At 73.3% G+C, this 22,916-nt stretch carries 20 protein-coding genes; 8 read left to right on the top strand and 12 right to left on the bottom strand.

The annotated features are described in order from the left end of the window. Positions 1 to 97: 97 nt before the first annotated feature. The 7 genes from Q5530_RS34450 to Q5530_RS34420 all read right to left on the bottom strand — a co-directional run bounded on the left by Q5530_RS34450 (position 98) and on the right by Q5530_RS34420 (position 7,830). Entirely contained in the window at positions 98 to 472 is a 375-nt protein-coding gene (locus Q5530_RS34450) for a hypothetical protein (RefSeq protein WP_415367006.1), read from the bottom strand. Positions 473 to 802: 330 nt separating this feature from the next. Next, a complete protein-coding gene (locus tag Q5530_RS34445) occupies positions 803 to 1,525 on the bottom strand; it encodes an ABC transporter permease (RefSeq protein WP_415367005.1) in 723 nt (240 codons plus the stop codon). Then, positions 1,522 to 2,433, bottom strand: coding sequence for an ABC transporter ATP-binding protein (locus Q5530_RS34440; protein ID WP_415367004.1), 912 nt, complete (start codon positions 2,431 to 2,433; stop codon positions 1,522 to 1,524). Before Q5530_RS34440 ends, Q5530_RS34445 begins: the two co-directional genes overlap by 4 nt. Then, positions 2,430 to 3,290 carry a hypothetical protein gene (locus Q5530_RS34435; protein WP_415367003.1) on the bottom strand — a complete coding sequence of 287 codons (861 nt, stop codon included), beginning with the start codon at positions 3,288 to 3,290 and terminating at the stop codon, positions 2,430 to 2,432. Before Q5530_RS34435 ends, Q5530_RS34440 begins: the two co-directional genes overlap by 4 nt. Beyond that, positions 3,283 to 4,212 (bottom strand): ABC transporter ATP-binding protein, encoded by a 930-nt coding sequence (locus Q5530_RS34430; RefSeq protein WP_415367001.1) that lies wholly within the window; start codon positions 4,210 to 4,212, stop codon positions 3,283 to 3,285. Before Q5530_RS34430 ends, Q5530_RS34435 begins: the two co-directional genes overlap by 8 nt. 167 nt (positions 4,213 to 4,379) lie before the next feature. Beyond that, a complete protein-coding gene (locus tag Q5530_RS34425; RefSeq protein WP_415367000.1) occupies positions 4,380 to 6,137 on the bottom strand; it encodes an ABC transporter ATP-binding protein in 1,758 nt (585 codons plus the stop codon). A 37-nt stretch (positions 6,138 to 6,174) separates the two neighbouring features. After that, positions 6,175 to 7,830 carry a carbamoyltransferase gene (locus Q5530_RS34420; RefSeq protein WP_415366998.1) on the bottom strand — a complete coding sequence of 552 codons (1,656 nt, stop codon included), beginning with the start codon at positions 7,828 to 7,830 and terminating at the stop codon, positions 6,175 to 6,177. Between the two features lie 247 nt (positions 7,831 to 8,077). On the opposite strand from Q5530_RS34420, the gene Q5530_RS34415 reads away from it, so the two are divergent. The 3 genes from Q5530_RS34415 to Q5530_RS34405 all read left to right on the top strand — a co-directional run bounded on the left by Q5530_RS34415 (position 8,078) and on the right by Q5530_RS34405 (position 11,168). Then, complete coding sequence (locus Q5530_RS34415; RefSeq protein ID WP_415366997.1) at positions 8,078 to 9,241, top strand: phytanoyl-CoA dioxygenase family protein; 1,164 nt, start codon at positions 8,078 to 8,080, stop codon at positions 9,239 to 9,241. 192 nt (positions 9,242 to 9,433) lie between these two features. Beyond that, entirely contained in the window at positions 9,434 to 10,771 is a 1,338-nt protein-coding gene (locus Q5530_RS34410; protein WP_415366996.1) for a nicotinate-nucleotide--dimethylbenzimidazole phosphoribosyltransferase, read from the top strand. Further along, complete coding sequence (locus Q5530_RS34405) at positions 10,668 to 11,168, top strand: nicotinate-nucleotide--dimethylbenzimidazole phosphoribosyltransferase (protein WP_415367038.1); 501 nt, start codon at positions 10,668 to 10,670, stop codon at positions 11,166 to 11,168. The genes Q5530_RS34410 and Q5530_RS34405 overlap by 104 nt, the downstream gene beginning before the upstream one ends. Before the next feature lie 566 nt (positions 11,169 to 11,734). Here Q5530_RS34405 and Q5530_RS34400 read toward each other — a convergent pair. From Q5530_RS34400 to Q5530_RS34390, 3 genes are read right to left on the bottom strand one after another with little or no spacing between them, the layout of a single operon-like run. Beyond that, complete coding sequence (locus Q5530_RS34400; protein ID WP_415366994.1) at positions 11,735 to 12,520, bottom strand: ABC transporter ATP-binding protein; 786 nt, start codon at positions 12,518 to 12,520, stop codon at positions 11,735 to 11,737. Beyond that, positions 12,517 to 13,617 carry a FecCD family ABC transporter permease gene (locus tag Q5530_RS34395; RefSeq protein ID WP_415367037.1) on the bottom strand — a complete coding sequence of 367 codons (1,101 nt, stop codon included), beginning with the start codon at positions 13,615 to 13,617 and terminating at the stop codon, positions 12,517 to 12,519. The genes Q5530_RS34400 and Q5530_RS34395 overlap by 4 nt, the downstream gene beginning before the upstream one ends. 13 nt (positions 13,618 to 13,630) lie before the next feature. Then, positions 13,631 to 14,557, bottom strand: a complete 927-nt coding sequence (locus Q5530_RS34390) for an ABC transporter substrate-binding protein (RefSeq protein ID WP_415366993.1) — start codon at positions 14,555 to 14,557, stop codon at positions 13,631 to 13,633. A gap of 596 nt (positions 14,558 to 15,153) precedes the next feature. Here Q5530_RS34390 and Q5530_RS34385 point away from each other — a divergent pair. The 4 genes from Q5530_RS34385 (at position 15,154) to Q5530_RS34370 (ending at position 19,100) form a co-directional block, all read left to right on the top strand. Further along, positions 15,154 to 15,597: a hypothetical protein gene (locus Q5530_RS34385; protein ID WP_415366991.1), complete on the top strand. Its 444-nt coding sequence runs from the start codon at positions 15,154 to 15,156 to the stop codon at positions 15,595 to 15,597. Next, a complete protein-coding gene (locus Q5530_RS34380; RefSeq protein WP_415366990.1) occupies positions 15,594 to 16,835 on the top strand; it encodes an ATP-binding protein in 1,242 nt (413 codons plus the stop codon). The genes Q5530_RS34385 and Q5530_RS34380 overlap by 4 nt, the downstream gene beginning before the upstream one ends. Then, positions 16,832 to 18,181 carry a tetratricopeptide repeat protein gene (locus Q5530_RS34375; protein WP_415366989.1) on the top strand — a complete coding sequence of 450 codons (1,350 nt, stop codon included), beginning with the start codon at positions 16,832 to 16,834 and terminating at the stop codon, positions 18,179 to 18,181. The genes Q5530_RS34380 and Q5530_RS34375 overlap by 4 nt, the downstream gene beginning before the upstream one ends. A 157-nt stretch (positions 18,182 to 18,338) precedes the next feature. Beyond that, on the top strand, positions 18,339 to 19,100 hold the full coding sequence (locus tag Q5530_RS34370) for an HpcH/HpaI aldolase family protein (RefSeq protein WP_415366988.1): 762 nt from the start codon (positions 18,339 to 18,341) through the stop codon (positions 19,098 to 19,100). A gap of 66 nt (positions 19,101 to 19,166) precedes the next feature. On the opposite strand, the gene Q5530_RS34365 is transcribed toward Q5530_RS34370, so the two are convergent. Both Q5530_RS34365 and Q5530_RS34360 read right to left on the bottom strand, forming a co-directional pair. Further along, entirely contained in the window at positions 19,167 to 20,213 is a 1,047-nt protein-coding gene (locus tag Q5530_RS34365; RefSeq protein ID WP_415366987.1) for a hypothetical protein, read from the bottom strand. 96 nt (positions 20,214 to 20,309) lie between these two features. Next, complete coding sequence (locus Q5530_RS34360) at positions 20,310 to 20,750, bottom strand: hypothetical protein (RefSeq protein ID WP_415366985.1); 441 nt, start codon at positions 20,748 to 20,750, stop codon at positions 20,310 to 20,312. A gap of 483 nt (positions 20,751 to 21,233) precedes the next feature. Between Q5530_RS34360 and Q5530_RS34355 the strand changes: the two genes are divergently transcribed. Then, complete coding sequence (locus Q5530_RS34355) at positions 21,234 to 22,916, top strand: AAA domain-containing protein (protein ID WP_415366984.1); 1,683 nt, start codon at positions 21,234 to 21,236, stop codon at positions 22,914 to 22,916.

The following is a 22,916-nucleotide window of genomic DNA, read 5'->3' as shown; positions in this document are numbered from 1 at the left end:
CGCGGCTGACGAACCCAACGGAACCGCACCGCCACCGAGGTGGCAAACCAGGAAGTCACGCGCTTCGCGACAGGTCTCCCCGGGGATGCGCGACTGATCAGTCGGGTACGTCCACGCTCATGGCGATGATTCCCTCGGTCGCTGCGGGGCAGTAGGCGATGGAAGTCTCGTTCTTGTCCGCCCAGGAACCGTAGTACCAGTTGACGGTGTGGTTCGGCGCGACACGGCACTGTGCGGCCGCCCGGTGCGCCCGTTGGGTGCACCGGGACTGCACGGCCCAGCTCGCGTACGGGTAGCGCTTCACGGTGCAGTCCGCCGGAATGCTCAGCGCCGAGTGGGTGTCGCTTCCCCGGACTGTCACCGAAGCCGCCGAACCATCGGGATCGGATGTCGCGCCGGCCGGAATCGCTCCGGTGAGGGCGAGCGCGGCGGCCGCAGCCCAGACGCTCAGGGTGCGGATGGTACGGGTCATGATGATCGTCCCCCTTCCCGCCGGCCGATGCGATGGGCCACGGCCCCCCTCCCCTGGGGATGCCTGGTGCCGAACGCCTGGTGACGCCCCTCGGCCGTTGGCGGTGACATGAACGTAAACCGATGATCATGGATGGTCGATGCCCTGATCAGGTGATCAGAACCGCGGACCCGGTGTGCGGGCTCGACAAAGCGGTGGGGTGCGGCGTGAGCTGGTGCCTCGTGGCCGAACCAGTCGGGTGTCGAGGTGGAGGAAGTCCGCCGCGATGACGCCTCGGTTCGGGTGGTGGGGAACTGCCGCCAGGTCGGGCCGGTGCGGCGGGTGACGACCCTAGTTCGCCTCGCCCGTCAACGCGAACGACCGCAGCCGTCGGGTGGCGCCGACCACGCCCACCACCACGAACACCGACGCCGTGATCAACGCGGTCGGCACCGACATCGTCGAGGAGATCAGCGGGGTGTTGCCGATCGCGTCCGCGACGGCCGTCGCGTGCTGGCGGATGCTGAACACGCGCGCGCCGTCGACGAACGACACCAGCAGGTTCTCCCACAGCACGATGTAGACGAGGCCGACCGCGACCGGGCGCTTGGTCATCACGCTCAGGCAGAGGAACAGGGCGCCGTAGGCCAACGCGCCGAGGGCGGTGCCGACGACCAGGCCGACCGCCAACGTGCCGGAGCCCGCGATCACGGCCGCGACGGCCAGCGGCACGGCGGTGGCCGCCGTGGTCACCAGCCAGGCCACCAGGAGCTTGGACAGGACGATCTCCGAGCGCGGCAGCGGCTTGGTGATCAGGTGGGTGATGGTGCCGTCGTCGATCTCCAGGCCGAGCACGCTGCTGCCGACGATCAACGCGGTGAGCGGCAGGACGACCGCGAGCCCGAGGTTGGAGAAGACCAGCGGGCCCCAGTCGGACGGGGTGACGTACTCGTCCTCGCCGGCGACGCCCAGCAGGGTCAGCCCGATCAGGACGATCGGCATGGGGAGCAGCAGCAGCACGCGCCTGCGGCCGAGGAGCGCCCTCGCCGTGAGGCCGATGATCGTCGGGTTCATGTGGTCACCAGGTAGGAGAAGACCTTCTCGAGGGACTCGTCCGAAGGCAGGATCGTGGTCAGCCGGATGCCCCGCTCCCTGGCCAGCTTGGCCAGGACGCGGGTGAAGGTGCCGTAGTCGCTGGTGTGCACCTGCAGCCCCGCCTCGGCGATGCTCACCCCGGAGACCGACGGTTCGCCCATCAGCGCCGTCGCGAGGAGGCGGTCGTCGGAGGAGGCGATGGTGAACACGTGCGGGCGGGTGGTCATCAACCGCCGGATGTGCCGGTAGTCGCCGGAGGCGGCGAGCCTGCCCGCCACGATCACCTGCACGGTGCCGGAGAGCTGCTCGACCTCCTCCAGGATGTGGGAGCTGAACACGATGGTCCGCCCCTGCCCGGCCATGCCGTCGAGCAGCTCCATCATGTGCATCCGCTGCCGGGGGTCCATGCCGTTGAACGGCTCGTCCAGCAGCAGCACGTCCGGGTCGTGCACCAGCGCCGCGGCGACCCGGCTCCGCTGGCGCATCCCCTTGGAGTAGGTGGAGATCCGGCGGTCCTGCGCGTCTCGCAGGTCCACGACGTCCAGCGCGGCGCGGGCGGCTGCCTCCGGGTCGGGGAGCTTGTGCAGCTTGGCGCCGGCCAGGACGAACTCCCACGCGGTGAGGAACCCCGGCACGCTCTCGCGCTCGGTCACCAGGCCGAGCTTGCGGTACACGGCGGGGTTGGCCCACGCGGGCTCACCGCCGATCACGACCTCGCCCTGCGACGGGGCCAGCAGGCCCGCCATCAGGTGCAGGACGGTGGTCTTGCCCGCGCCGTTGGGGCCGAGCAGGCCGGTCAGGCCGGGGCCGATCGACAACGTCACGTCGTTGACCGCGACCACGTTGCCGTACCAGCGGGAGACACCCGCGAGTTCGATGGTGTTCACGACTTCGCCCCCTTGTACCGCCACACCGCGGCCGTCGTGCCGAGCGCGACCAGCGCGACCGTGACCAGGCCGTACACCGGTCCGAACGAGTCGATCGGGACGAGCCTGACATCGGCTCCGAACAGCCACTGGTCCACGCCGTTGAGCAGGCTGTTCGGGTCGAGCAGCCCGGCGAGCCCGCCGATCGCCCCGGGGTTCAGCTCGCCCAGGACGGCCGAGATCGGGGCGGTGAGCAGGAAGACCGCGATGATCATGCCGGTGGCGAACACCCGGCGTCCCGACAGCGACGCGATCGGCAGTCCCAGCGCCGCCAGCAGCGAGGCGTGGACGACCGCGGCGACGAGGCCGACGAGCAGCCCGCCGAACTCGTCGAGCACCCCCGCGAAGCCGTCGTCGGTGTTGAAGGCCATGCCGATGAACATGATCAGCATGGGTGCCGCGAACAGCAGGAACGTCGCGGTGGCCAGCGCGGCGAGCTTGGCCAGCGCGTAGCTCGCCCGGCCCAGCGGGCGGGACAGGTACAGCTGGAGCAGGTTCGTGCGCAGGTCCACGGACACCAGTTCGGGCGCGACCACGGCGACGAACACCGCCGCGGCGAAGGTGAAGGTGGAGGCGATGCCGACGTAGTCGAGGACCGGCTGGGGCAGCTGGCTGTTGATGATCACGATGATCAGCGAGGCGAGGCCGGCCAGGCCGATCAGCCCGATCGGCAGCACCTTCGCCCACGGGCTGCGGCCGAGGCCGTAAGCGCTGCGGACACCGTGGGCGTAGAGCGCGCGGGCCGAGTAGCCGGAACCGAGCCTCGGGCCGGTGTAGCGCTGGTAGCCGATGTCGTGGATGACGCCGGGCTCAGACACGGGACACCTCCTCGGCCGGGCGGTCGCGGAACAGGTCGGCGACCTGGTACCGCTGGCGTTCGAGCCGGTGCAGCCCGAGGTCGAGGTCCGCGACGGCGTCCCGGATGAGGTCGTACACCGCGCCGTCGTCCTGGCCGAGGCGGACGGTCAGCACGCGGTTCGCGCGGCGCACGTCCAGACCTCCGGCGGTGAGCGCGGTGGCCAGCCGCTCGGCGCCCTCGTCGATCTCGACGACGAGCAGGTCGTTGTGCTCGGTCATCGACGACAGCGTCGCCGAGCGCAGGAGGGTGCCCGCGTCGATGGCGACCAGCGACGTGCAGATCCGCTCGATCTCGCCGAGCAGGTGGGAGCAGACCACCACCGAGATGCCGAACTCGGTGCCGATGCGGTGCACCAGGTCGAGCATCGCCCGCCTGCCCGCCGGGTCGAGCCCGTTGGTGGGTTCGTCGAGGAGCAGCAGCTCGGGGTCGTGGACCAGCGCCTGGGCGAGCTTGACCCGCTGCTTCATGCCGGTCGAGTACCCCCCGATCCGGCGGTAGCGCTCCTCGTAGAGCCCCACGTGCCGCAACGTCTCCGACGCCCGCTCCCGCGCCGCCGCGGCGGGCAGGCCGCTGACCCGCGCCATGTGCGTGACGAACTCCGCGGCGATCATGTCGGGCGGCAGGCAGTCGTGCTCGGGCATGTAGCCGACCTTCGCCCGGACCTGCTCCCCGTCCGCGATCGGGTCGAGGCCGAGCACGCGGATCCGCCCGCTGGTCGGCGTGAGCAGCCCCAGCGCGAGCTTGATCAGCGTGGTCTTCCCCGCCCCGTTGACCCCGACCAGGCCGACGACGCCCGCCTCGACGTCCAACGTCAGGTCCGTCAGGGCGGTCACCTTGTCGTCGTAGCGCATTCCCAGCGCGGTGGTCTCTATGAGTGGCACACGAGGACCCTAGGGCCGACCGCCCACCCGCCACATCCGGCCGCACCCCTGAGACCGGCGACCTCCCGACCCCTAGGGGTGAACGGCGCGGTGCGGTCGGCCCCGGTGACGGCTGCCCGGTCGGTGGCCCGTGGCGGGGGTGCTCGCGCGGCGCGCGGTCGAGGCGCCTACCCGGTGCCGATGAGCTGGGTGGCGGCCAGTTCGGCGTAGACGCGGTCCGTGGCGACGAGGTGCGGGTGGGTGCCGACGGCGCGGACGCGGCCGGTGTCCATCACGATGATCCGGTCGGCCGTGGTGACCGTGGACAGCCGGTGGGCCACGACGAGCACGGTGGTGGTGCCGGCGACGTCGGCGATGGTGTCCCGCAGCGCGGCCTCGTTGACCGCGTCGAGCTGGGAGGTGACCTCGTCGAGCAGCAGCAGCCGGGGTCGGCGCAGCAGGGCGCGGGCGATGGCCACGCGTTGGCGCTCGCCGCCGGAGAGCTTGACGCCGCGGTGTCCGACCGCCGTGTCCAGCCCGTCGGGCAGGCGGGCCACCACGGCGTCGAGCCGGGTGGTGGTCAGCACCTCCGCGAGCTGTGCCCGGCCGGTGTGCGGCGCGCCGACGAGCAGGTTCTCGCGCAGGGTGCCCGACAGGACCGGGGCGTCCTGCTCGACGTAGCCGATCGCGGCGCGCAGGTCGGCGAGCGGCTGGTCCGCCAGGTCCTCCCCGTCGAGCAGGATTCGTCCGGAGTCGGGTTCGTAGAACCGTTCGAGCAGGGAGAACACGGTGGTCTTGCCCGCTCCGGACGGGCCAACGAAGGCGGTCATGCCGCCTGCCGGCACCTCGAAGGTCACGTCGTGGTGCACCTCGGGGAGGTCCGGGCGGTACCTGAACCGCACCTGTTCGAAGGTGACTGCGGCCGGTGAGGTCGCGGCGGGCGGTGACGCGACGCGCGGTGACGCGGCGGGTGGGGCGTGCGGTTCGGTGGGGAGGGCCTCGACCTCCTGGATGCGGGCGATCGCCGCGGCGGCGACCTGGTACTGACCGGCCACGTGCGTCAGTTCCCTCAGCGGTGGCATCAGGTAGTACAGGTAGAGCAGGAACGCGATCAGCGTGCCGACGTCGATGTCGCCGGAGACGACGCGGGCGCCCCCGAAGGCGAGCACCATGATGAACGACAGCTGCAGCGCCAGCCCGCCGGTGCTGCCCGCCACCGCGTGCCACTTGGCGGCCCGCACCCCGCCCCGCCACGCCCGCACCGCCGAGTCGTGCAGCCGATCGCGTTCGCGCTCCTCGGCGCCGGACGCCTTGATGGTGCGCAGGTTCCCCAGCGCGCGCTCCATCGCCGCGCTCATCGCGCCGACCGATTCCTGCGTGTCCTCCGCGGCGCGCGCGATGCGCGGCACGACCACGCCGAGGACCACCTGCGCCACGCAGAGCACGGCCAGGACCACGACGAGCAGCACCGGGTCCAACAACGCCATCATGGTCATCGTGGCCAGGAGCGTCAGCACCCCCGTGACCCCGTAGACCACCGAGCGGGTGCTCACCTCGCGCAGCAGCGTGGTGTCGGCGCTGACCCGCGACATCAGGTCACCCGGTTCGGTGTCGTCCAGGGTGGGGATCCGCAGCCACAGCAGCCGCGACACCAACCGCTGCCGGGCGGCCAGCACCACCGACTCGGCGGTGCGCTCCAGCAGGTACGCGCCGACCGCGCCGATCGCCGCGTGCGCGAGCACCAGCACGCTCATGAGCACCAGCAGGCCGGTGACGACGCCCCCCTCCGCCAGCCCGGTGATCAGGTCCCGCACGACCAGGGGCAGCGCCAGACCGGTCGCCGCGGTGCCCGCGCTGAGCAGCCCGCCGAGCAGCAGGTTCGTCCGGAAGGGACGGACGTGGTCGAGCAGCACCCGCCACGCCGGTCGGTCGGGTCGTCCGCTCACCGCGGCCCCGGTCCGCGACCGGCGGGCCGCGACCACGTCACCGGACCGGGGGATGCTGTTTCGTCACCAGGTGGTCCTCCAGGACGAGCGCGTCCAGCGGCATCGCGAGGAACGCCGCCACCGCGTCGGCCGGGGTCTCGACCAGCGGCTCGTCGCGCCGGTTGAAGGACGTGTTGAGCAGCACCGGAACGCCCGTCCGGTCCGCGAAGCGGCACAGCAGCCGGTGGCAGACCTCGTCCTGCTCCGCGCTCACGGTCTGGACGCGGGCCGTGCCGTCGACGTGGGTCACGGCCGGGATCACGGCGCGCGCGGCGGGGCGGACCGGGACCGCGAACGTCATCAGCGGGCTGGGTCGGTCCAGTTCGAAGAACTCGTGCGCGCGTTCCTCGACCACCACCGGGGCCAACGGACGGAACCACTCGCGCTCCTTGATGACCGAGTTGACGTGGTCGCGAACCTCGGGCCGCCGCGGGTCCGCCAGGATGCTGCGGTGCCCCAACGCCCGCGGGCCGAGTTCCGAGCGCCCCCGGTACCAGCCGACGACCTCCCCGCGTTCGAGCCGGTCGACGACCTCGGCGAGCAGGCCGTCCTGGTCGAGGCGGGCGGACCACACCCGCGACCGCACCGCGTCCAACGCCCGGTCGACCATCGACGTCGGGTACCGCGGCCCGTAGTACGCCGTGCGCATGGTCGTGTCCACCGGCAGCCTACGCCGCTTGACCTCCAGCAGCACCTTGCCGATCGCCTGGCCGTCGTCCCCCGGCGCGGGTACCACGAACACCTGGTCGAACACCGACTGCCGGGCGACCCGCCCGTTCACCACGCAGTTCAGCGCCACCCCGCCCGCCAGGCAGAGCCGGGTGGACCCGGTCAGGCGGCGCGCCCGCTCCGCCAGGCCCAGCACGATCTCCTCCAGGATCACCTGGCCGGCGTAGGCGGTGTCCATGTCCGCCTGCGTCACCGCGTGCCGGGCATTCCCCGGCGGAGCGCCGCGCGCCGCCACGAACCCGTCCCACAGCGCCTGGTCCTCCGGCGTCGCGGACCCCCACCCGAAGAACTGCCGGCCGAGGGTGTTGGCCAGCACGGCCCGGACGAAGCCCGGGGCCACGCGGTACGTGCCGTCCGGCAGCGTCCCGGCGTGCTCCCGCAGGAGGTCCAGCAGCGGGGACGGCCGACCGTAGGCCGCCAGCGCCATCGTCTTGCCCTCGGCGTAGAGCTCCCGCATGCCCGCGAGCGCCCCGACGGCGGTGTAGAAGTGGCCGATCGACTCCGCGGCGAACGGACCCGAGGACGGGTTGAGCTCCTCGACCAGGCGCAGGTCCGGTCCGACGCCGTGCCAGATGGACGTGGTCGCCAGGTGCCCGTCCGACTCGCCCTGCCCGTCCAGCACCAGCACCGCGGCCTCGTCGTAGCCGGACCCGAAGAACGTGCTGGCGGCGTGGTACAGGTGGTGGTCGCAGGGCACCAACCCCACCGAGTTGTCGATGTAGTGGTCGTCGTCGCCGCCGAAAGATCGGCTGTACCGGTCGATGCCGCGGAGGTGGTGATAAGCCAGCCCCGAGTTCCAGTGGTGTTTGTAGCGCTCGCCCACCCGTTCCGAGGCCAGGGCGACGATCTCGCCCTCCGCGGTCAACAGCGCGATCCCGCCGTCGTGCCACGTGCTCGCGTGGCTGTGCACCACCGGGGGCGTCACCGCGAATTCGTGGACCGCTTTCCCCGGTAACCCGTCGACGGTTCCCGGTCCTGTGTCCGACATGCGGCGCACCCCCAATGATCGAATGCCGACTCGCGGGTGTTCGAGGGAACCCGGTTATCTCTACCACTCCGCCCGGGGTGAGTAGTACCGTTCTGAGGGGGGCGGACAGATATTCCACGTGCGATAAAAACCAAGCTGCTCCGTCCGGGCTCCACGAGTTGCGTCGCACGCAGGGGAGGCTGCGATGGGGGTATTCCCGTTCACGGATTCCACCGCGTTGCGCGACGACGCGCGCGCGCTGGCCGACCGGCTCGCCGAGGACGGTTATCTCCACGTGCGCGGCCTGCTGCCGGAGTCGGACGTCGCCGCGGTCCGCGACCACGTCCTCGCGCTGGCGCGGGAGGCGGGCTGGCTCCTGCCCCCGGACGGCGCGGAACCGCCCCTGGCGAACCCGCGCGCGACCACCTGGTGGCCGGACCCCGACTACGTCGCCCTGCACGACCGGATGTGGCGCAACCGCGACCTCCACGCCCTGATGCACACCCCGGCGCTGCTCACCCTGCTGGGCGCGCTGTTCGGCGAGCCGGTCCTGGTCCACCCCCGCAAGGTGCTGCGGGTGGTGCACCCGAGGTGCGGCACGACGCCCCCCGAGACGGGCTGGCACCAGGACTACCCCGGCATCCAGGGCTCGAAGCGGACGCTCGCCGCCTGGACCCCGCTGGCGCCGGTCGAGCCGGGGACCGGGGCGTTGACCGTGCTGCCCGGTTCGCACCGCGCGGGGCTGCTCCCGATGCGGCTCAGCAACGACGCGATGGTCGGCTGGGAGGCCGACACCGACACCTCCACCGTCCACACCGGGCGCCTGGACCCGGGGGACGTGATCATCTTCACCGTCTTCACGGTGCACAGCGGCAGCGCCAACGAGGGTCCCCGGTTGAGGCTCTCGGTGGACTGCCGCTACCAGCCGGTGGGCGACCCGGTCTGCCCCGGCAGCCTCGAGTTCGACGACGGGAAGACCTGGGACGACGTCTACCGCACCTGGCCGAACGGTGGGCGGGGTGATCCGCTCTCGTACTACTGGCGCCGACTCCCGCTCACCCCCGCCGATTACGACCCCAGCCCGGACGCGGCCCGCGACCACGAGGTCATCGCCGCGGCCGAGGCCGGCAACCCCGATGCCCGACGGGCCCTCCGGATGATCGCCGTGTACGGCGTGGACGACGCGATCACGAGCCGGGCGAAAGCGCTGTTGCGGACGCTGCCCGTCGAGTCCCGGTCGGTTCCCGGGACCTCACCCGGACAATTCCCCGCACCCCGGGGTGAACAGCCGGGTGAGGGGGAGCGGGTGCTCGGCGCGCGGGCCGTTCCGCCGTCGTCGCGCCGTTCGACCGGATCCGGTGGGTCGTGACGATCCGCGCTCGGCGGCGGCGCCGCGCCGATCACGGGGTGGACGAGTGGCCTGGGAACGCCCGGTCCCGCTGATCGGTGACGTGACCACCGCGGCGGCGCGCTCCGGTGACCCCGCCGGCTGGGCGTTCCCGCGAGCGCGGCGGGAGGCCCTGTACGCGGTGCTCGGCGCGCGGCGGGACGTGCGGCGCTCATGGCCGACCGGCAGCGGCTGCGGCAGGCCGAGGCGATGGACCCCGACGCCGCCCGTCGGCTGCTGGACCTGCAACTGGAGGGCATCCGGGAGGCGCCCCTCGGCATCGTGGTCTGCTGCGACCGCCGGGCCGCACCGCAGGGCGTGCTCGGTCGTGCGACGTTCGTCGACGCGGACCTGTGGAGCTGTGCGTGCGCCATCGAGAACCTGTGGCCGGCCGCGCGTGCCGAGGGGCTCGGGGTCGGCTGGGTGACGCTGTTCGAGCCCGACGAGCCGGCCGGGCTGGTCGGCCTGCCGGACGGCGTCGTGACCCTCGGCTGGTTGTGCCTCGGCTGGCCGGACGAGCGGGCCCCGGAACCCGGGCTGCAACGCGCCGGCTGGTCGCGCGGGCTCCCGCTGGAGCAGGTGGTCGTCGAGGAGCACTGGCCGACCGCCGGCGAACCGGCCCCGCCGCGGTCCCGCCCGCACGCGCCGGACCAGGCGTCGGTGGTCGGCGCCCGGGACCGGGCGGACGTGCTGCTGACCACCCCCGGTTCGCTCGGCGCGCTGGACCGCGCGCTGGACCGGGCGGTCGCGCTCGGGCGCACCGACCTCGACGGGGGCACGCTGGTCCTGGTGGCGGCCGATCACCCGGTCGGCGCGCACGGCGTGTCCGCCTACCCGGGCAGCGTGACGAGGGAGGTGCTGCGGGCGGCCGCGGCGGGAGAGGCGATGGGGGTGGCGGCCGCCAGGACGGCGGGGCTCGACGTGGAGCTCGTCGACGCGGGCGTGACCGGTCGGCCGGTCGCCGGCGTCGACCGGGTGACCTGCCGCGACGCCAGGGGTGACCTCGTCGCGGCGAACGCCATGTCGGACCGGGACACAGGGCTGCTGCTCGACGCCGGCCGGACCGTCGGGGCGCGCGTCGGCGGCCGGGGCCTGGTCGTGCTCGGCGAGGTCGGCGTCGGCAACACGACCGTGGCCGCCGCCCTGGCGGGTGGGTTGCTCGGCGCGGAACCGGCGGACGTCGTGGGTCCGGGCTCGGGCGCGGACAGCGCCGTGCTCGATCGCAAGCTCGTGGTCGTGCGCGACGCGCTCCGCCGGGTTCGCGACACCGGCCGGCGGGACCCGCTCGCCGTGCTCGCCGCGCTCGGCGGCCCCGAGTTCGCGGTGCTCACCGGTGTGGTGCTCGGCGCGTCGGGCGTGGGCGCGGTGGTCGTGCTGGACGGACGGGTTGGCGACCTCGGTCGCCGCCCTGGTCGCCGTCCGGCTCGAACCCGCCGCGGCGGCCGGCCTGGTCGCGGGTCACCGGAGTCGGGAACCCGGCCACCGGCTGGTCCTCGTGGAACTGGGTCGTGAACCGCTGCTTGACCTGCGCATCCGAGCGGCGAGGGCGTTGGCGCCTGCCTCGCGGCCGGGCTGCTGCGCCAGGCCATGGCCGTCCGCGCGACCACCGCGCGGACGGCCGACCCGCCACCTGGGTCCTCTCCGTGAGAGGGCCGCATCGGCTTCGCCGCAGGGCACGGCGACCGCAGGTGGGCGCTCAGGCGGCCGAGCGGGCGGCCGACCGGGTAGCCGACCGGGCGCACGTGCCGGTGCCGGGACCCGCCGCCGAGCGGGTCGCGGTCACAGGCGGAAGCCGAAGGACGCGACGAAGGCGAAGTTGTCGGACGAGTTGCCCAGCCGCACCAGCAGGAAGTCGTCGTACAGACCGGGCGGCACGTCCGTGTCGACCTGGACCCGGACCCCGAGGTAGGCGGGGAACGCCAGGCCGGAGAGGTCGACCTCCACCTCCTTCAGGTTGTCGTCGGCGCTGGTGAGCCGCTCACTGGCCAGCACGACGCGGTCGGCGTGGTTCGGCTCGGCGGGGTCGGGCACGTAGGCGGCGACGGTGATGAGGTGCCCCGGGTAGCCCTGGAACGTCTGCACGTCCCTGGTGCGCACGACGATCGTCGTCGCGTCCGGGGCGGACTGGTCGGTCTTCTCCAGGGTGAGGGGCAGCTCGACGGAGAGGCCGCTGTAGTTGGCGTCGCCGTGGATGCCCGGCTCGTCGCCGAGGTGGATCCGGCCCTGCCAGACGAGTTCCGCTTGCGGGGTCAACGCCATCATGTCCTCCTGGGTTCGTTGCCGGTGTCTGTCGTCGTCGTGCGGGCAGCCGTCGAGGCGCGGACGGTGCGCGTGGCGGGGACCGGGGCGCCACGACGGCGCCCGGGTCCGATGTGGACGGTGGCGGTGGTGGTCCGCCGGCCGGGAATCGTCGCGGGGGAGCGCCGCGGCGGCGAGCCGTCACGGGTCCGGTGTGCCACGGCGACCTCCTCCACCTCAGCGCTTCCGGATCGGCACGACCACCGGTCGGTCGTCGACGTCGACCACCCGGACCCGCGCCTCGTAGTGGGTGGCGAGCACGTCCTCGGTGATCACCTCGCGCGGGGTGCCGCTGGCGACCACCCGTCCACCGGCCAGCAGGACGACCCGGTCGGCGTACGCGCCGGTGATCGACAGGTCGTGCATGGTCGTCAGCACGGTCAGCGCGCGGTCGCGGCGCAACGCGTCCACGAGGTCGAGCACGTCCTGCTGGTGGCCGATGTCCAGCGCGCTGGTCGGCTCGTCCAGCAGCAGGAGCCGGGTCTCCTGGGCGAGGGCCCGGCCCAGGAACACCCGTTGCAGCTCGCCCCCGGACAACGTCCGCAGGGTGCGGTCGGCGAACTCCAGCAGCTCCAGCCGCACCAGCACCTCCCGCACCACGTCGAGGTCCGCGGTCGACTCCCGGCCCAACCGGGGCAGGTACGGCGTGCGGCCGAGCAGCACGTAGTCCGAGACCGTGATGCCCGCCGGCACGACCGGCGACTGGGCGACCGAGGCCAGGACGCGTGCCCGTTCGCGGTGCCGCATCCGCCGCACGTCCCGGCCGAACAGCCGCACGGCGCCGGTCGCGGGCACCAGGCCGCTGACCGCGTTGAGCAGGGTCGACTTGCCCGCGCCGTTGGGCCCGATGACCGCCACCCACTCGCCGGCGGCGACGGTCAGGTCCACCCCGTGCAGGATGCGGTTGCCGCCCAGCTCCACCTGGAGGTCGCGGGCGGTGACCACGGGCTCGGGGGTGGTCACAGCCGCGTCCTGGCCCCGGTGCGCAGCACCAGCACGAAGAACGGCGCGCCCAGGAACGCGGTGACGACGCCGATCGGGATCTCCGCGGGCGCGGCGGCGGTGCGCGCCACCAGGTCGGCCAGCACCAGGAACGCGCCGCCCACCAGCATCGAGACGGGCAGGATGGTGCGGTGGCTGGCGCCCGCGAGCAGCCGCACGGTGTGCGGCACGATGATGCCGACGAACCCGATCAGCCCGGAGACCGACACCGCCGCCGCCGTGCCCAGCGACGCCGCGGCCGTCAGCACGTACCGCGTGCGCTGCGGGTCCAGCCCCAGCCCCGCCGCTTCCGCGTCGCCCACCGCCAGCACGTCCAGGTCCCGCCGGTGCGCCAGCACGACCACCGCGGTCACGACCGCGTAGGGCAGCACCAGCAGGACGTCGCGCCAGCCCGCGGTGCCGAGCCTGCCCAGCAGCCACGAGTAGATCTCGCGGATGGCGTCGGCGTCGCGCTGCATCAGGAACGTCTGGCCGGCGGACAGGAAGGCGGACACCGCGACGCCCGCCAGGATCAGGGTGGCGGGCGAGCGGTCGCCACCGCCCGTCGCGAGCGCGTAGGTCAGGGCCACGGCGGCGACCGCGCCGACGAACGCGGCCAGCGGGGTGGCCAGCGGCAGCGCCGCCGTGGCGCTGCCGCCCGCGCCGCGCCGCAGCGTGATCACCGCGGTGACCCCGAGGCCCGCGCCCGCCGCCACGCCGAGGAGGTGCGGATCGGCCAGGGGGTTGCGGAACACGCCCTGGTAGCAGGCGCCGGCCAGGGCCAGCAGGCCGCCGACCAGCAGGCCCAGCACGACCCGGGGGAGCCGCAGTTCGACCAGCAGCGCCCGCTCCCGCTCCGACAGCCCGCTGTCCAGGTCGACGCCCGGCAGCAGGGCGAGCAGCTCCTTGGCCACGCCGGGCAGGGGAAGGGCGACCGGCCCGGTGCTCACCCCCAGCACCAGCGCGGCGAGCACGGCCAGCAGGCCGATCACCAGCCACACCGGCCGCAGTCGCGGGAGCCTCAGCGCCACCGGGTCGGACGCCTGCTTCGCGGGTCCGCCGCCGTCGACCGGCTTCACCACGAGCGGCCCCTCATCCGACCTCGCCCGCCGCGTCCGCGACCGTCCGGACCAGCTCCACCACGCGCGGGCCCCACCGCGAGGCGATGTCGTCGTCCAGGGCCACGATGCGGTTCGTGCGCACCGCCGTGATGTCGCCCCACCCCGGACGGGCCTTGACCGTGTCGGCGGACTGCTGGCAGCACTTGGTGTCGGCGAGGAAGATCAGGTCCGGATCGGCCTTGATCACGAACTCGGCGGACAGCTGCGGATAACCCGTGCCGGCCTGGCCGGAGTCCACCGCGTCGGCCACGTTGACGAGCCCGACCTGCTCGAAGAGCTTGCCGACGAACGTCTGGCCGGTCACCGAGTACAGCGTCTGGTCCAGCTCGTAGTAGTAGGTCGGCTTGTCCTGCCGCTGCGGCACGTCCGCGATGATCCCGGCGATGTCGTCCTTCATCCGCGTCACGAGGTCCGTCGCCTCGTCGACGTGACCGGTGAGCCTGCCGAGGTCGCCGATCTGGGTGTAGGTGTCGTCCAGGGTGCGGGCCGGACCCGCCAGGTACACCGGGATCTTCAGCTTGCCGAGCTGGTCCACGATCCGGTTGAGGTCGTCGGAGATCACGACCAGGTCCGGCTCGTGCCGCGCGATGGCCTCGGCGTTGGGCTGGAAGCCCGACAGGTCCGACCGGGGCGCCTCGGCGGGGTGGGTGGAGTTGTCGTCCACCGCCTCGACCTGCCCGCCCGCGCCGATCGCGAACAGCACCTCGGTCGCCGAGGGCGACAGCGCGACGATCCGGGTGGGCCGCTCGTCCAGGGTCAGCGAGCCGGCGGTGGCCGGGAACCCGGCCGCCCCGGGGGACGTCGTCGGCGCGTCCGCGGGGGTGGAGGTGCCGCAGGAACCGGCCACCAGGCCCAGCGCCAGTGCGGCCGCGGCCAGCACGCGAGAATTTCTCGACATCGAGCTCCCCCTGTCGAACCGAACACCCCATATCCGCGGTAATCGCATTGCCGCCGATTCGGCGGGTCCCCGCGGACACTAGACCTCGGGGCAGAATCTAACCACTCCACCCCGAATTGGCGTGCCCCTTTCGGGGGAATCGACTGGCGAACCCCGCTCGGCGCAGCGTATTCCACGTCTCGGGTAACGCCCGTGGTCCCGCGCCGGTGGCTTTGGGGTGGGCTCCGGCGTATTTCACCCGGGCGGTGGGCTCGTCCGGGTCCGGCGGGTACCGGGTGCGGATCTGGGCCTCTGCCGCGCGCCGCCACCGGCGGGTGTGGTGCGAACGACCGATGCGGCCCGGTCGTCCCCCGGATACCCTCGCGGTCGCGAGATCGAGGTCGACCGTCGACGAACGACCCCGTCCGGCTCCGCACCGACGACCCACGCCGTCACTGGCGTCGGTGACGTCATCGCGGCCAGCGGTCGAACGCCCCACCGGCCACCGGGGAACCGGTCCACTTCACGTTCGCGCCCGCTCCGGGTGGTGGTCGTGGACGTCGCGACCGGTACCCCGACCGCCACCGCGGGCAGCCGAGCAGACGAGGGAGAACCGGATGACGAGGGACGACGACCCCGGGGTGGCCGCCGAGCTGGACCGCCTCGACGCGGCGGTCAGAGCGGCGCCCGCGGGGGACACGACGGCGCAGATCGCGCTGTGGCGGCGGGTGACCGCGTTGGAGCACTGGTTCTTCATCGCGCGGGGCTCGGCCGACCAACCCCGCCCCTATGCCGTGGCCGCCGGGCAGGGGCCGATGATCTGCCTCTACAGCAGCGCCGCGCGGGCGGACGAGGCCACCCGCGCCCTCGGGCTGGTCGACCCGGGGACCGGCACGGCGCCGTTGTTCAGCGTGCCGGTGCCGGCCGCGATCGACTACGTCGCCTCGTTCGGCGGGGGCGGCGTCTTCGGCGTGACGCTGGACCACCCGCGGCTCGGTCACTACATCCCGCTGGCGAACCTGGGTCTGCTCAAGGGCTGGGTCGAGGGGGCCGGGCGATGACCGGCGCCGATCCCGGCGACAGCTTCGTCGAGGTGATCGCGCGCGAGGTGGAGGCCGACCCCGGCAACCCGGCGTTGCGCGAGGACTTCATCACGCTGCTGCTGGAGCAGGACCCGGACCGCGCCGCCGGCGAGCTGAAGGCGTTCGAGGCGCTCGGCGGGGATCCGGCGCGGGTCCGCGTGCTGCGCGCCCGGCTGATGGCGGCGCGGTTGCGGACCTCGAACCCGTCGCCGCCCGCCGAGGCCACGCGCCCGGCCGCACCCGTGGTCAGGCCCGGGGCGGACGAGCCGACACCGGTTCGGGTCCCCGCCTACGACGACCGTCGGGACAGCGGCGCCGCCGGGTCGGCGTCGCTGTGGGACGCCGAACGCCCGGCGGTGACGCTGGCCGACGTCGCGGGCCTCGCCGAGGTCAAGCGGCACCTGGACACCGCGTTCCTGGCCCCGCTGCGCAACCCCGAGCTGGCGGCGGCGTTCGGGCAGAAGCCGGGCGGGTCGCTGCTGATGTACGGCCCACCCGGGTGCGGCAAGACGTTCATCGCCAGGGCCATCGCCGGCGATCTCGGGGCGTCCTTCATCCACGTGACCCTCGCGGACCTGCTCAGCAAGTGGATCGGGGAGAGCGAGAAGGCGATCCAGAGCGTGTTCCGCAACGCCCGCGCGGCAGCGCCGTGCGTGATCTTCTTCGACGAGTTCGACGCGCTCGGCGGACGGCGGACCTCCGGTGGCGGCGGGTCGCAGACGATGCGGATGCTCGTCACCCAGCTGCTGGAGGAGCTCGACGGCGTGGCCGGCGCGAACGACGGGGTCTACTTCCTGGCCGCCACGAACCGACCGTGGGACATCGACTCCGCGCTGCGCCGACCGGGCCGGATCGACAAGACGGTGCTGGTGCTGCCGCCGGACGCGGTCGCCAGGGCGGCGATCGTCCGGGGCGCGCTGGAGGGCAAGCCCGCCGGCGGTGTGGACGTCGTCGCCGTCGCGGCGGCCACGGAGGGGTTCTCCGGTGCCGACCTCGGTCACCTGACGACCACCGTGCTGCAGCAGGCCATGGTCGAGTCGATGAGCAGCGGCGAGCTGGTGCCGGTCACCACCGACGCGGTGCTGGCCGCGGTCGGCGGCATCACCCCGTCCACGGCGTCCTGGTTCGACCAGGTGGCGCCGGTGCTGGAGTACGGCGTCGACGACGGCACCTTCGACCAGCTCCGGGCGTACCGGGTCGGGCGAGGCATGAGGTGAGCGACTTCGGCCGCGCGGCCGCCGCCGCCGACGACGTGGAGCGGGACCTGGACCTGGCCTGGGAGCTCTTCGCCGCGCAGCCGGCGCACCCCGAGGTCGCCGAGCTGGCGTTGCGGGTGCTCGCGGCCCAACCGGAGCGGAGCAGCGTGTCGCTGCTGCTCGCCAACCACCGCGAGGTCTGCGGCGAGACCGAGGAGGCGCGGCGCCTCTACCTCCGGGTGGCCGGCCGCCGCGACCGGCAGTTCGTCAACGCGGCTCGTGCCCTCCGACACCTGGCGTTCGCCGAGCGCGATCACCCCGAGGCGCTGCGGTGGGCGCACACCGTGCTGGCCGAGGAGCACGAGAACTGGGACGACTGGGTGGAGCTGGGGTCCGCCCAGGCGCTCTGCGGGGAGCACGAGGACGGGTGGCGCCAACTCGACGAGGCGGTGGCGCTGTGTGCCCGGACGACACCGGACGAACTCCCCACCGCGCTCGGGAAACGCGCGGCGTACCTGCTGGCGAGCTTCGCACCACCCGACCGGTTCGTCCCCGCGGCCGAGGAGGCCGTCCGGGCCGATGCGGCGAACTCCTGGGTCGCCCTGATGCTCGGCTGGTCCTACCTGGTGCAGTACCGGTTCACCGACGCCGAACAACTCGGTCTGCGACTGCTGCGCGAGAACCCGACCGAAGGTCTGTTGCAGGGCCTGGTGGAGATGGCTCGGACGATGCTGCGGATCGTCGAGAACGCCCACGCCCAGGACATCACCCTGGAGGACATCCGCCGCACCGGGGTGATCGAGCTGGGGTGGCGGCAACTCCGCGACCAGGTGCTCGGCACCGACCTGGCTTCCGCGCTGGCGGCGTTGGACGACGTGATGCCCGCCGACCTGCGCGCCGCGCTTCGACCAGGGGTTCCGATCTCCGACGTGCCCGGGGGCGACAAGCTCGGCTCCGGGGTGGCGGAGGACCTGGTGGCCTGGCACGACGGCCAGCAGCCCGGCTCCGGCGCCGCCTGGGGGTCGGCCGAGCCGTTCCGCCTGATGTCGGCGGCCGAGATCATCGCCATGAGCGCGGAGATCGAGGCCGACCAGGCAGCGCACCCGGACTGGCCCGAGAACGAGGTCTGGGAACAGGTGATGACCGACGACGCCGGGGCGTACCTGGTCATGGTCGCGTTCGGGGCGATCGTCAAGCGTCGACCCGGGCACCCCGACGAGCCCGTCGCCGAGTCGATGGCCGACTGGGTCTGGGACCGGGTGGCCGACTTCGGTGGTCGGGACCCGCGGCCGGCACCCCGGAAGACCGGGGCTTCCCCGGAGGACCTCACGCCTGTCCCCGGCACCCCGTCCCCGGGACGTCGTTGACCGGCGTCATCGCGACGGTGTACGCCGCCCCGGGTGCGTCCGAGCGCTCCGCGCCGTACCTCGACCTCGACGGGCACCGACTCGGTTTGCAGTGGCAGGCTGGGAGGCCGGCCCGGATCTTCGTGTCCGCGCTTCGACGATGACCAGGGGAGACGCGATGACCCGAACCGGCCAGGACACGGGCGCGCCGCGCGATCTCGGCACGGGGCTGTGGGTCGGGAGCACCGACGGGCGGGTGGTCCGGGCGGCGTCCGCCGGCGGGTTCGACTGGGCGTGCGTCGACGAGCAGCACGGCGGGGCGGCCGGTGGGCGGGAGAACACCGACCTGATCGCCGCTGTGCGCGCGGCGGGCATCCCGGCCTTCGTGCGCGTCGCCTGGAACCGGCCCGAGCTCATCGGCAGGGCCCTCGACAGCGGCGCCGACGGGATCATCGTGCCGATGGTCGACAGCGTCGAGCAGGCGCGGGCGGCCGCCGCGGCGGTGCGGTTCCCGCCACGGGGCACCCGCAGCTTCGGGCCGATCCGGTCCACCGACGCGGTGACGGCCCCGGTGCCGGCACGGGCGAACGCGGACGTCCTGTGCCTGGTGATGGTCGAAACGACCCGTGGCCTGGACGCGGTCGACGACATCGCGGCCGTGGACGGCGTGGACGGCGTCTTCGTCGGCCCGTTCGACCTGTCGCTGGCGCTCGGCCTGGAGGTGACCGGGTTGCTGGCCGACGGCGGCGAGGACGCCCCGCTCCGACGGGTGGTCCGCGCCTGCCGGGCCAACGGGCTCGTGGCGGGTGCGTACGCGGGATCGGTGGAGCGCGTCGCCCACCTCCGGGCGGCGGGCTTCACGATGATCGCCGCGGTCGACGACCTGGCGATGATCGCGCGGAGCGCCGCCGAAGCCGCTGCCGAGGCGAAGGCGCGCTGAGCCTTTCCCCGGCGAGCCCTTTCCCCGGCGGGCCTTTCTCCTGGCAGACGGCGTGCCCGCCGGGGGTCAGGCGTCCTCGTCGGGTTCGATGAAGTAGTACAGCAGCACCGGGTCGGGCGCGCCGATGGCCTTGGTCCACTGCCGGCCGTCCCACCCGCACACGATGTTGATCGGGTCGAACCCGGTGTCGGTCGAGAACGCGCCGGGGTGCCGCGTGCGCACGAGCTCGGTCCACCACCCGGGGACCGCGGCGAGCAGGTCGGTCTCGCCGTTCGCGCCGAACCAGGGCACCGAGGCGGCGAAGAAGGTCTCGGTGTCCTCGGCGTCGAAGCCGACCAGCAGCGCGTGGTCCGCGTCGACGCGGTGCAGCCGGAACCAGTCACCGCCACCCGCGACGTACCGCCCGTCGCGCTCGTCCAGCAGTTCCGCACCGGCGAGCAGGTCGGCCAGCTCGTCCGGGGGCGGCAGCCCCACCACCGGACGCCCGTCCACCAGCGGCAGCGGCTCGTCGACCGGCCCCAGCAGGTAGCCGCGGACCACCATGGCGGCCGGTGGCACCGGGCGCTGGGGGATGCTGACCGCGAACAGCCACGACCGCGCTTCCTTCAGGTACGCGAACCGGGGGAACACCTCGTCGTCGGGACCGTCCAGGAACGGCCGCTCGAACGGCAGGGGTTCACCGCGGGCGGCCCCGCGCACGGCCCCGCGCACGGCCCCGGGACCGATCTCGACGAACCGCTCGACCCCGGCGACGCGATCGACGAAGGCGAGCGTCGCCCGCTCGTCGTCGACCAGCTCGGCCCGCACCGGCCGATCCGCGCCGACGTGCCGGTTCACCCGCCGGTGCTCGACGTTCGACGGCACCATGTACACCACCGTGTCGCCGAACTCGCCCAGCCACACCTCCGCCGACTCCGGGTGGGACCTCTCGACCAGCGGACACGCGCACATGTGGTCGTACACCCGACCGGGGAAGAGCTGGTCGACGAGGGCCCAGCCGGAGCGGGTCCGCGCCGCGGCCACCGCGATCGGGTCGTCGGGACCGGGCCGGAGGTACGCCTCCCGCATCGCCACGGGCGCGCGTTGTGATCCGAAGCTGCGGTAGGCGACCATGATCGGGAATTATGCCCGCGCGGCCCCGCGTCGGGTGGCGGTTCCGGATCTTCGCTCCGACCTCCGGGCGTCGTCGGCGGGCTCCTCCAGCGCCGGTCAGCGACGGCCGGTGGCCAGGACGACGAGGAACTGGCCGCCGCCCGCCTCGACGTCGGCGGTCACCGGCAGCCCCGGCACCAGCCGGGAGAACCGGTCCACCAGCCACTCCGCCGCCTCTCGGGCGTCCTGCCTGGTCGGGCAGCGGGCCACCATCTCGCGGCCCCCCTTGCGCTCCAGCCGCCCGGCGACGGTGATCAGCGGCGCGGGCTCGGCCACGTGCAGGCGGTCCGGCCAGGGGATGACCACCTTGACCGCGCCCTTGCGGGTGTTGCACCCGCGGTGCGCGAGCCGCTCGGCGACCTTGGCCTTCCGGTCGGCGGTCCGGCTGTCGACGCTGGGCCCTCGCGGGTCGTTCACCGACATGTCGGGGTCGACCGGCTCGTCGCACACCCAGCACCGCCAGCCGTCGCGCTCGGCCACGTCATCGAGGAGGCTCATCCGGGCAAACTAGCCTGCCCGGACGCCGACCCCCGCACCGCACCCGGGCGGGCGCCGGAAGAACTCCTGCTTCGAGCGGTTCTCCGCTGCGGGAAAATTTCCGGGCCTGTTCGTGACTTCCGTTTCTGCGTCCTCCCGTCATGTTCCGGCGCGGCCTGTGGAACCCGCCGTACATTCGACGTCCCGGTTGTTCCGGAATTTGTGCGGGAATGCGCTGTGCTGCGTTCGGTTAGGCCCACACTACGCCGAAGGGTGCTTCCGGTAGGTCGTTCGGCCTGGTCCCGGTGCTCGACGACCTGGCAGCCGCCGGTAGCGCTGTCCGCACAATTGCGGACTGACTGGATAACGGTGTGGTATCGGCTGTATCGCTCCAGCCCCCGCCGGCGATGAGCAGCGTGATCAGTTCGGTGGTGAGGTAGGGGGACGGTTGTGGTGAACAACGGCGCTGCTCCGGATTCGCGGGGTGCGGCGGTTGATCGAGCGGTGCGGCTTTTCGAGTTCCTCGCGCGGAGTCAGCAGCTCAAGTCGAACCCGCCCCGCACCACGGACAGCTACGAATCGGTGCTGTGGTTCGGTCGGTTGCCCGAGCACCCCGCCATCCGGTCCGCGCACCGCGAGGAAGCCCCCGAGCCCGGCACCCCCCTGCTCACGGTCGAGAGGATCTCGCACCAGGAGCCGCCTGAGCCGGAAGGGGGATTGCGGTCCTGGCTGGTCGGGGAGTGGGACGACCCCGACACCCCGCCGCGGTTGCGCGAGTCGATCGGCGAAGGGGAGCAGCGCACCGCGCTCGACGACGCGCCCGAGATCCGTGGCGTCCACGCCGAGTGGGAGGCGCGCTGGTCGGGGTGGGCCGAGCGCGAGCGGGGCGATCGACCGGCGCGGGACGTCTACAACGAGCTGTTCTCCGCCTACGTCACCGCGGCCGGGCACGCCGAGGAACTCGAACTCGTCGTCGGCGTCGGCTGCCTGTCGTGGTCCCCTCCGGGTCACCACGTCGTGCGGCGGCACCTCGCCACCGTGCCCGCTGTCATCCACTTCGACGACGCCACCGGGCGGCTGGCCCTCCACCAGGCCGAGGTGGCGGACGGGCTGAACGTCGAGCTGGACATGCTCGACCCCGGTCGCGTGGCCAACCCGCAGCACGTCGTGCAGATCAGGAACGAAGCCCGCGAGGTCATCGCGACCGTCCTGCACCGCGAGGTCGTGGGCGGTGTGCTCCGCCGGCTGGCGCACGCCCTCGCCGGCGACGCCGCCTACCTCGACGAGGACGACGTGCAGAAGCCCGGCGCCCACGCGGTGGCCGCGTTCGCCCCGGCCGTCCTCCTGCGCAGGCGTTCACGGCAGGGGATCGTCGACATCCTGGACTCGGTCGCCGCTCAGCTCGGTGGGTCCGGTGTCGTCCCGGACGGGCTGCTCCCGCTCGTCGACCCGGACCACCGGCCGACCGCGGAGCGCTCGCCGGAGACCGGCGCCCTGGTCGAAATCGACTCGGACCTCTTCCTGCCGCTCCCGGTCAACGACCGCCAGCTGCGCGTGCTCACGCAGGTCGACGCGAAGGCCCAGACCCTCGTTCAGGGGCCGCCCGGGACGGGGAAGACCCACACGGTCGCAGCCCTGCTGTCGCACCTGCTCGCGCAGGGCAAGCGGGTGCTCGTCACCGCGCACACGGACCGCGCCCTGAAGGAGGTGCGGGCGAAGCTGCCCGAGGCCATCGCGCCGCTGGCCGTCTCGGTCGTCGGCTCCTCGCGCTCGGACCTGGCCGACCTCAAGGTCGCCGTGGAGCGGATCAGCCACGTGGCCGGCGAGTACGACGCCGAGGCCGCGCGCCGAGCCGTCGAGGACCACGTCACGGCGATCGAGGAACTCCGCCGGCGCCGGGCCGGGTTGTACCGGCGCCTGCTCGACGCGCGCGGCGAAGAGGTGGCCGAGCACGAGGTCGGTGACTACCGGGGCACGCTCGCCGCCCTCGCCCGGCGCGTGGAAGCGGAGCGGGAGCGGTTCGGCTGGGTGGCGGACCTGGTCACCGTGACCGGTGTCGCCCCGTCCCCGGTGCCGGCGGGTGACCTCGCCGAGTGGCACCGGAGCCTCGTGGACGACGCGTTGAACACCGATGAGCCCGAAGCGCGGCTCAAGCTGCTGCCCCTCGCGGACGTGCCCACCCCCTAG

Origin of the sequence: Saccharothrix sp. BKS2 (genome assembly GCF_047689505.1) — a bacterium.
Lineage (GTDB): Bacteria > Actinomycetota > Actinomycetes > Mycobacteriales > Pseudonocardiaceae > Actinosynnema > Actinosynnema lopnurensis.
The sequence above is the reverse complement of the archived record's forward strand: the minus strand, read 5'-3'. Positions and strand labels throughout refer to the sequence as shown.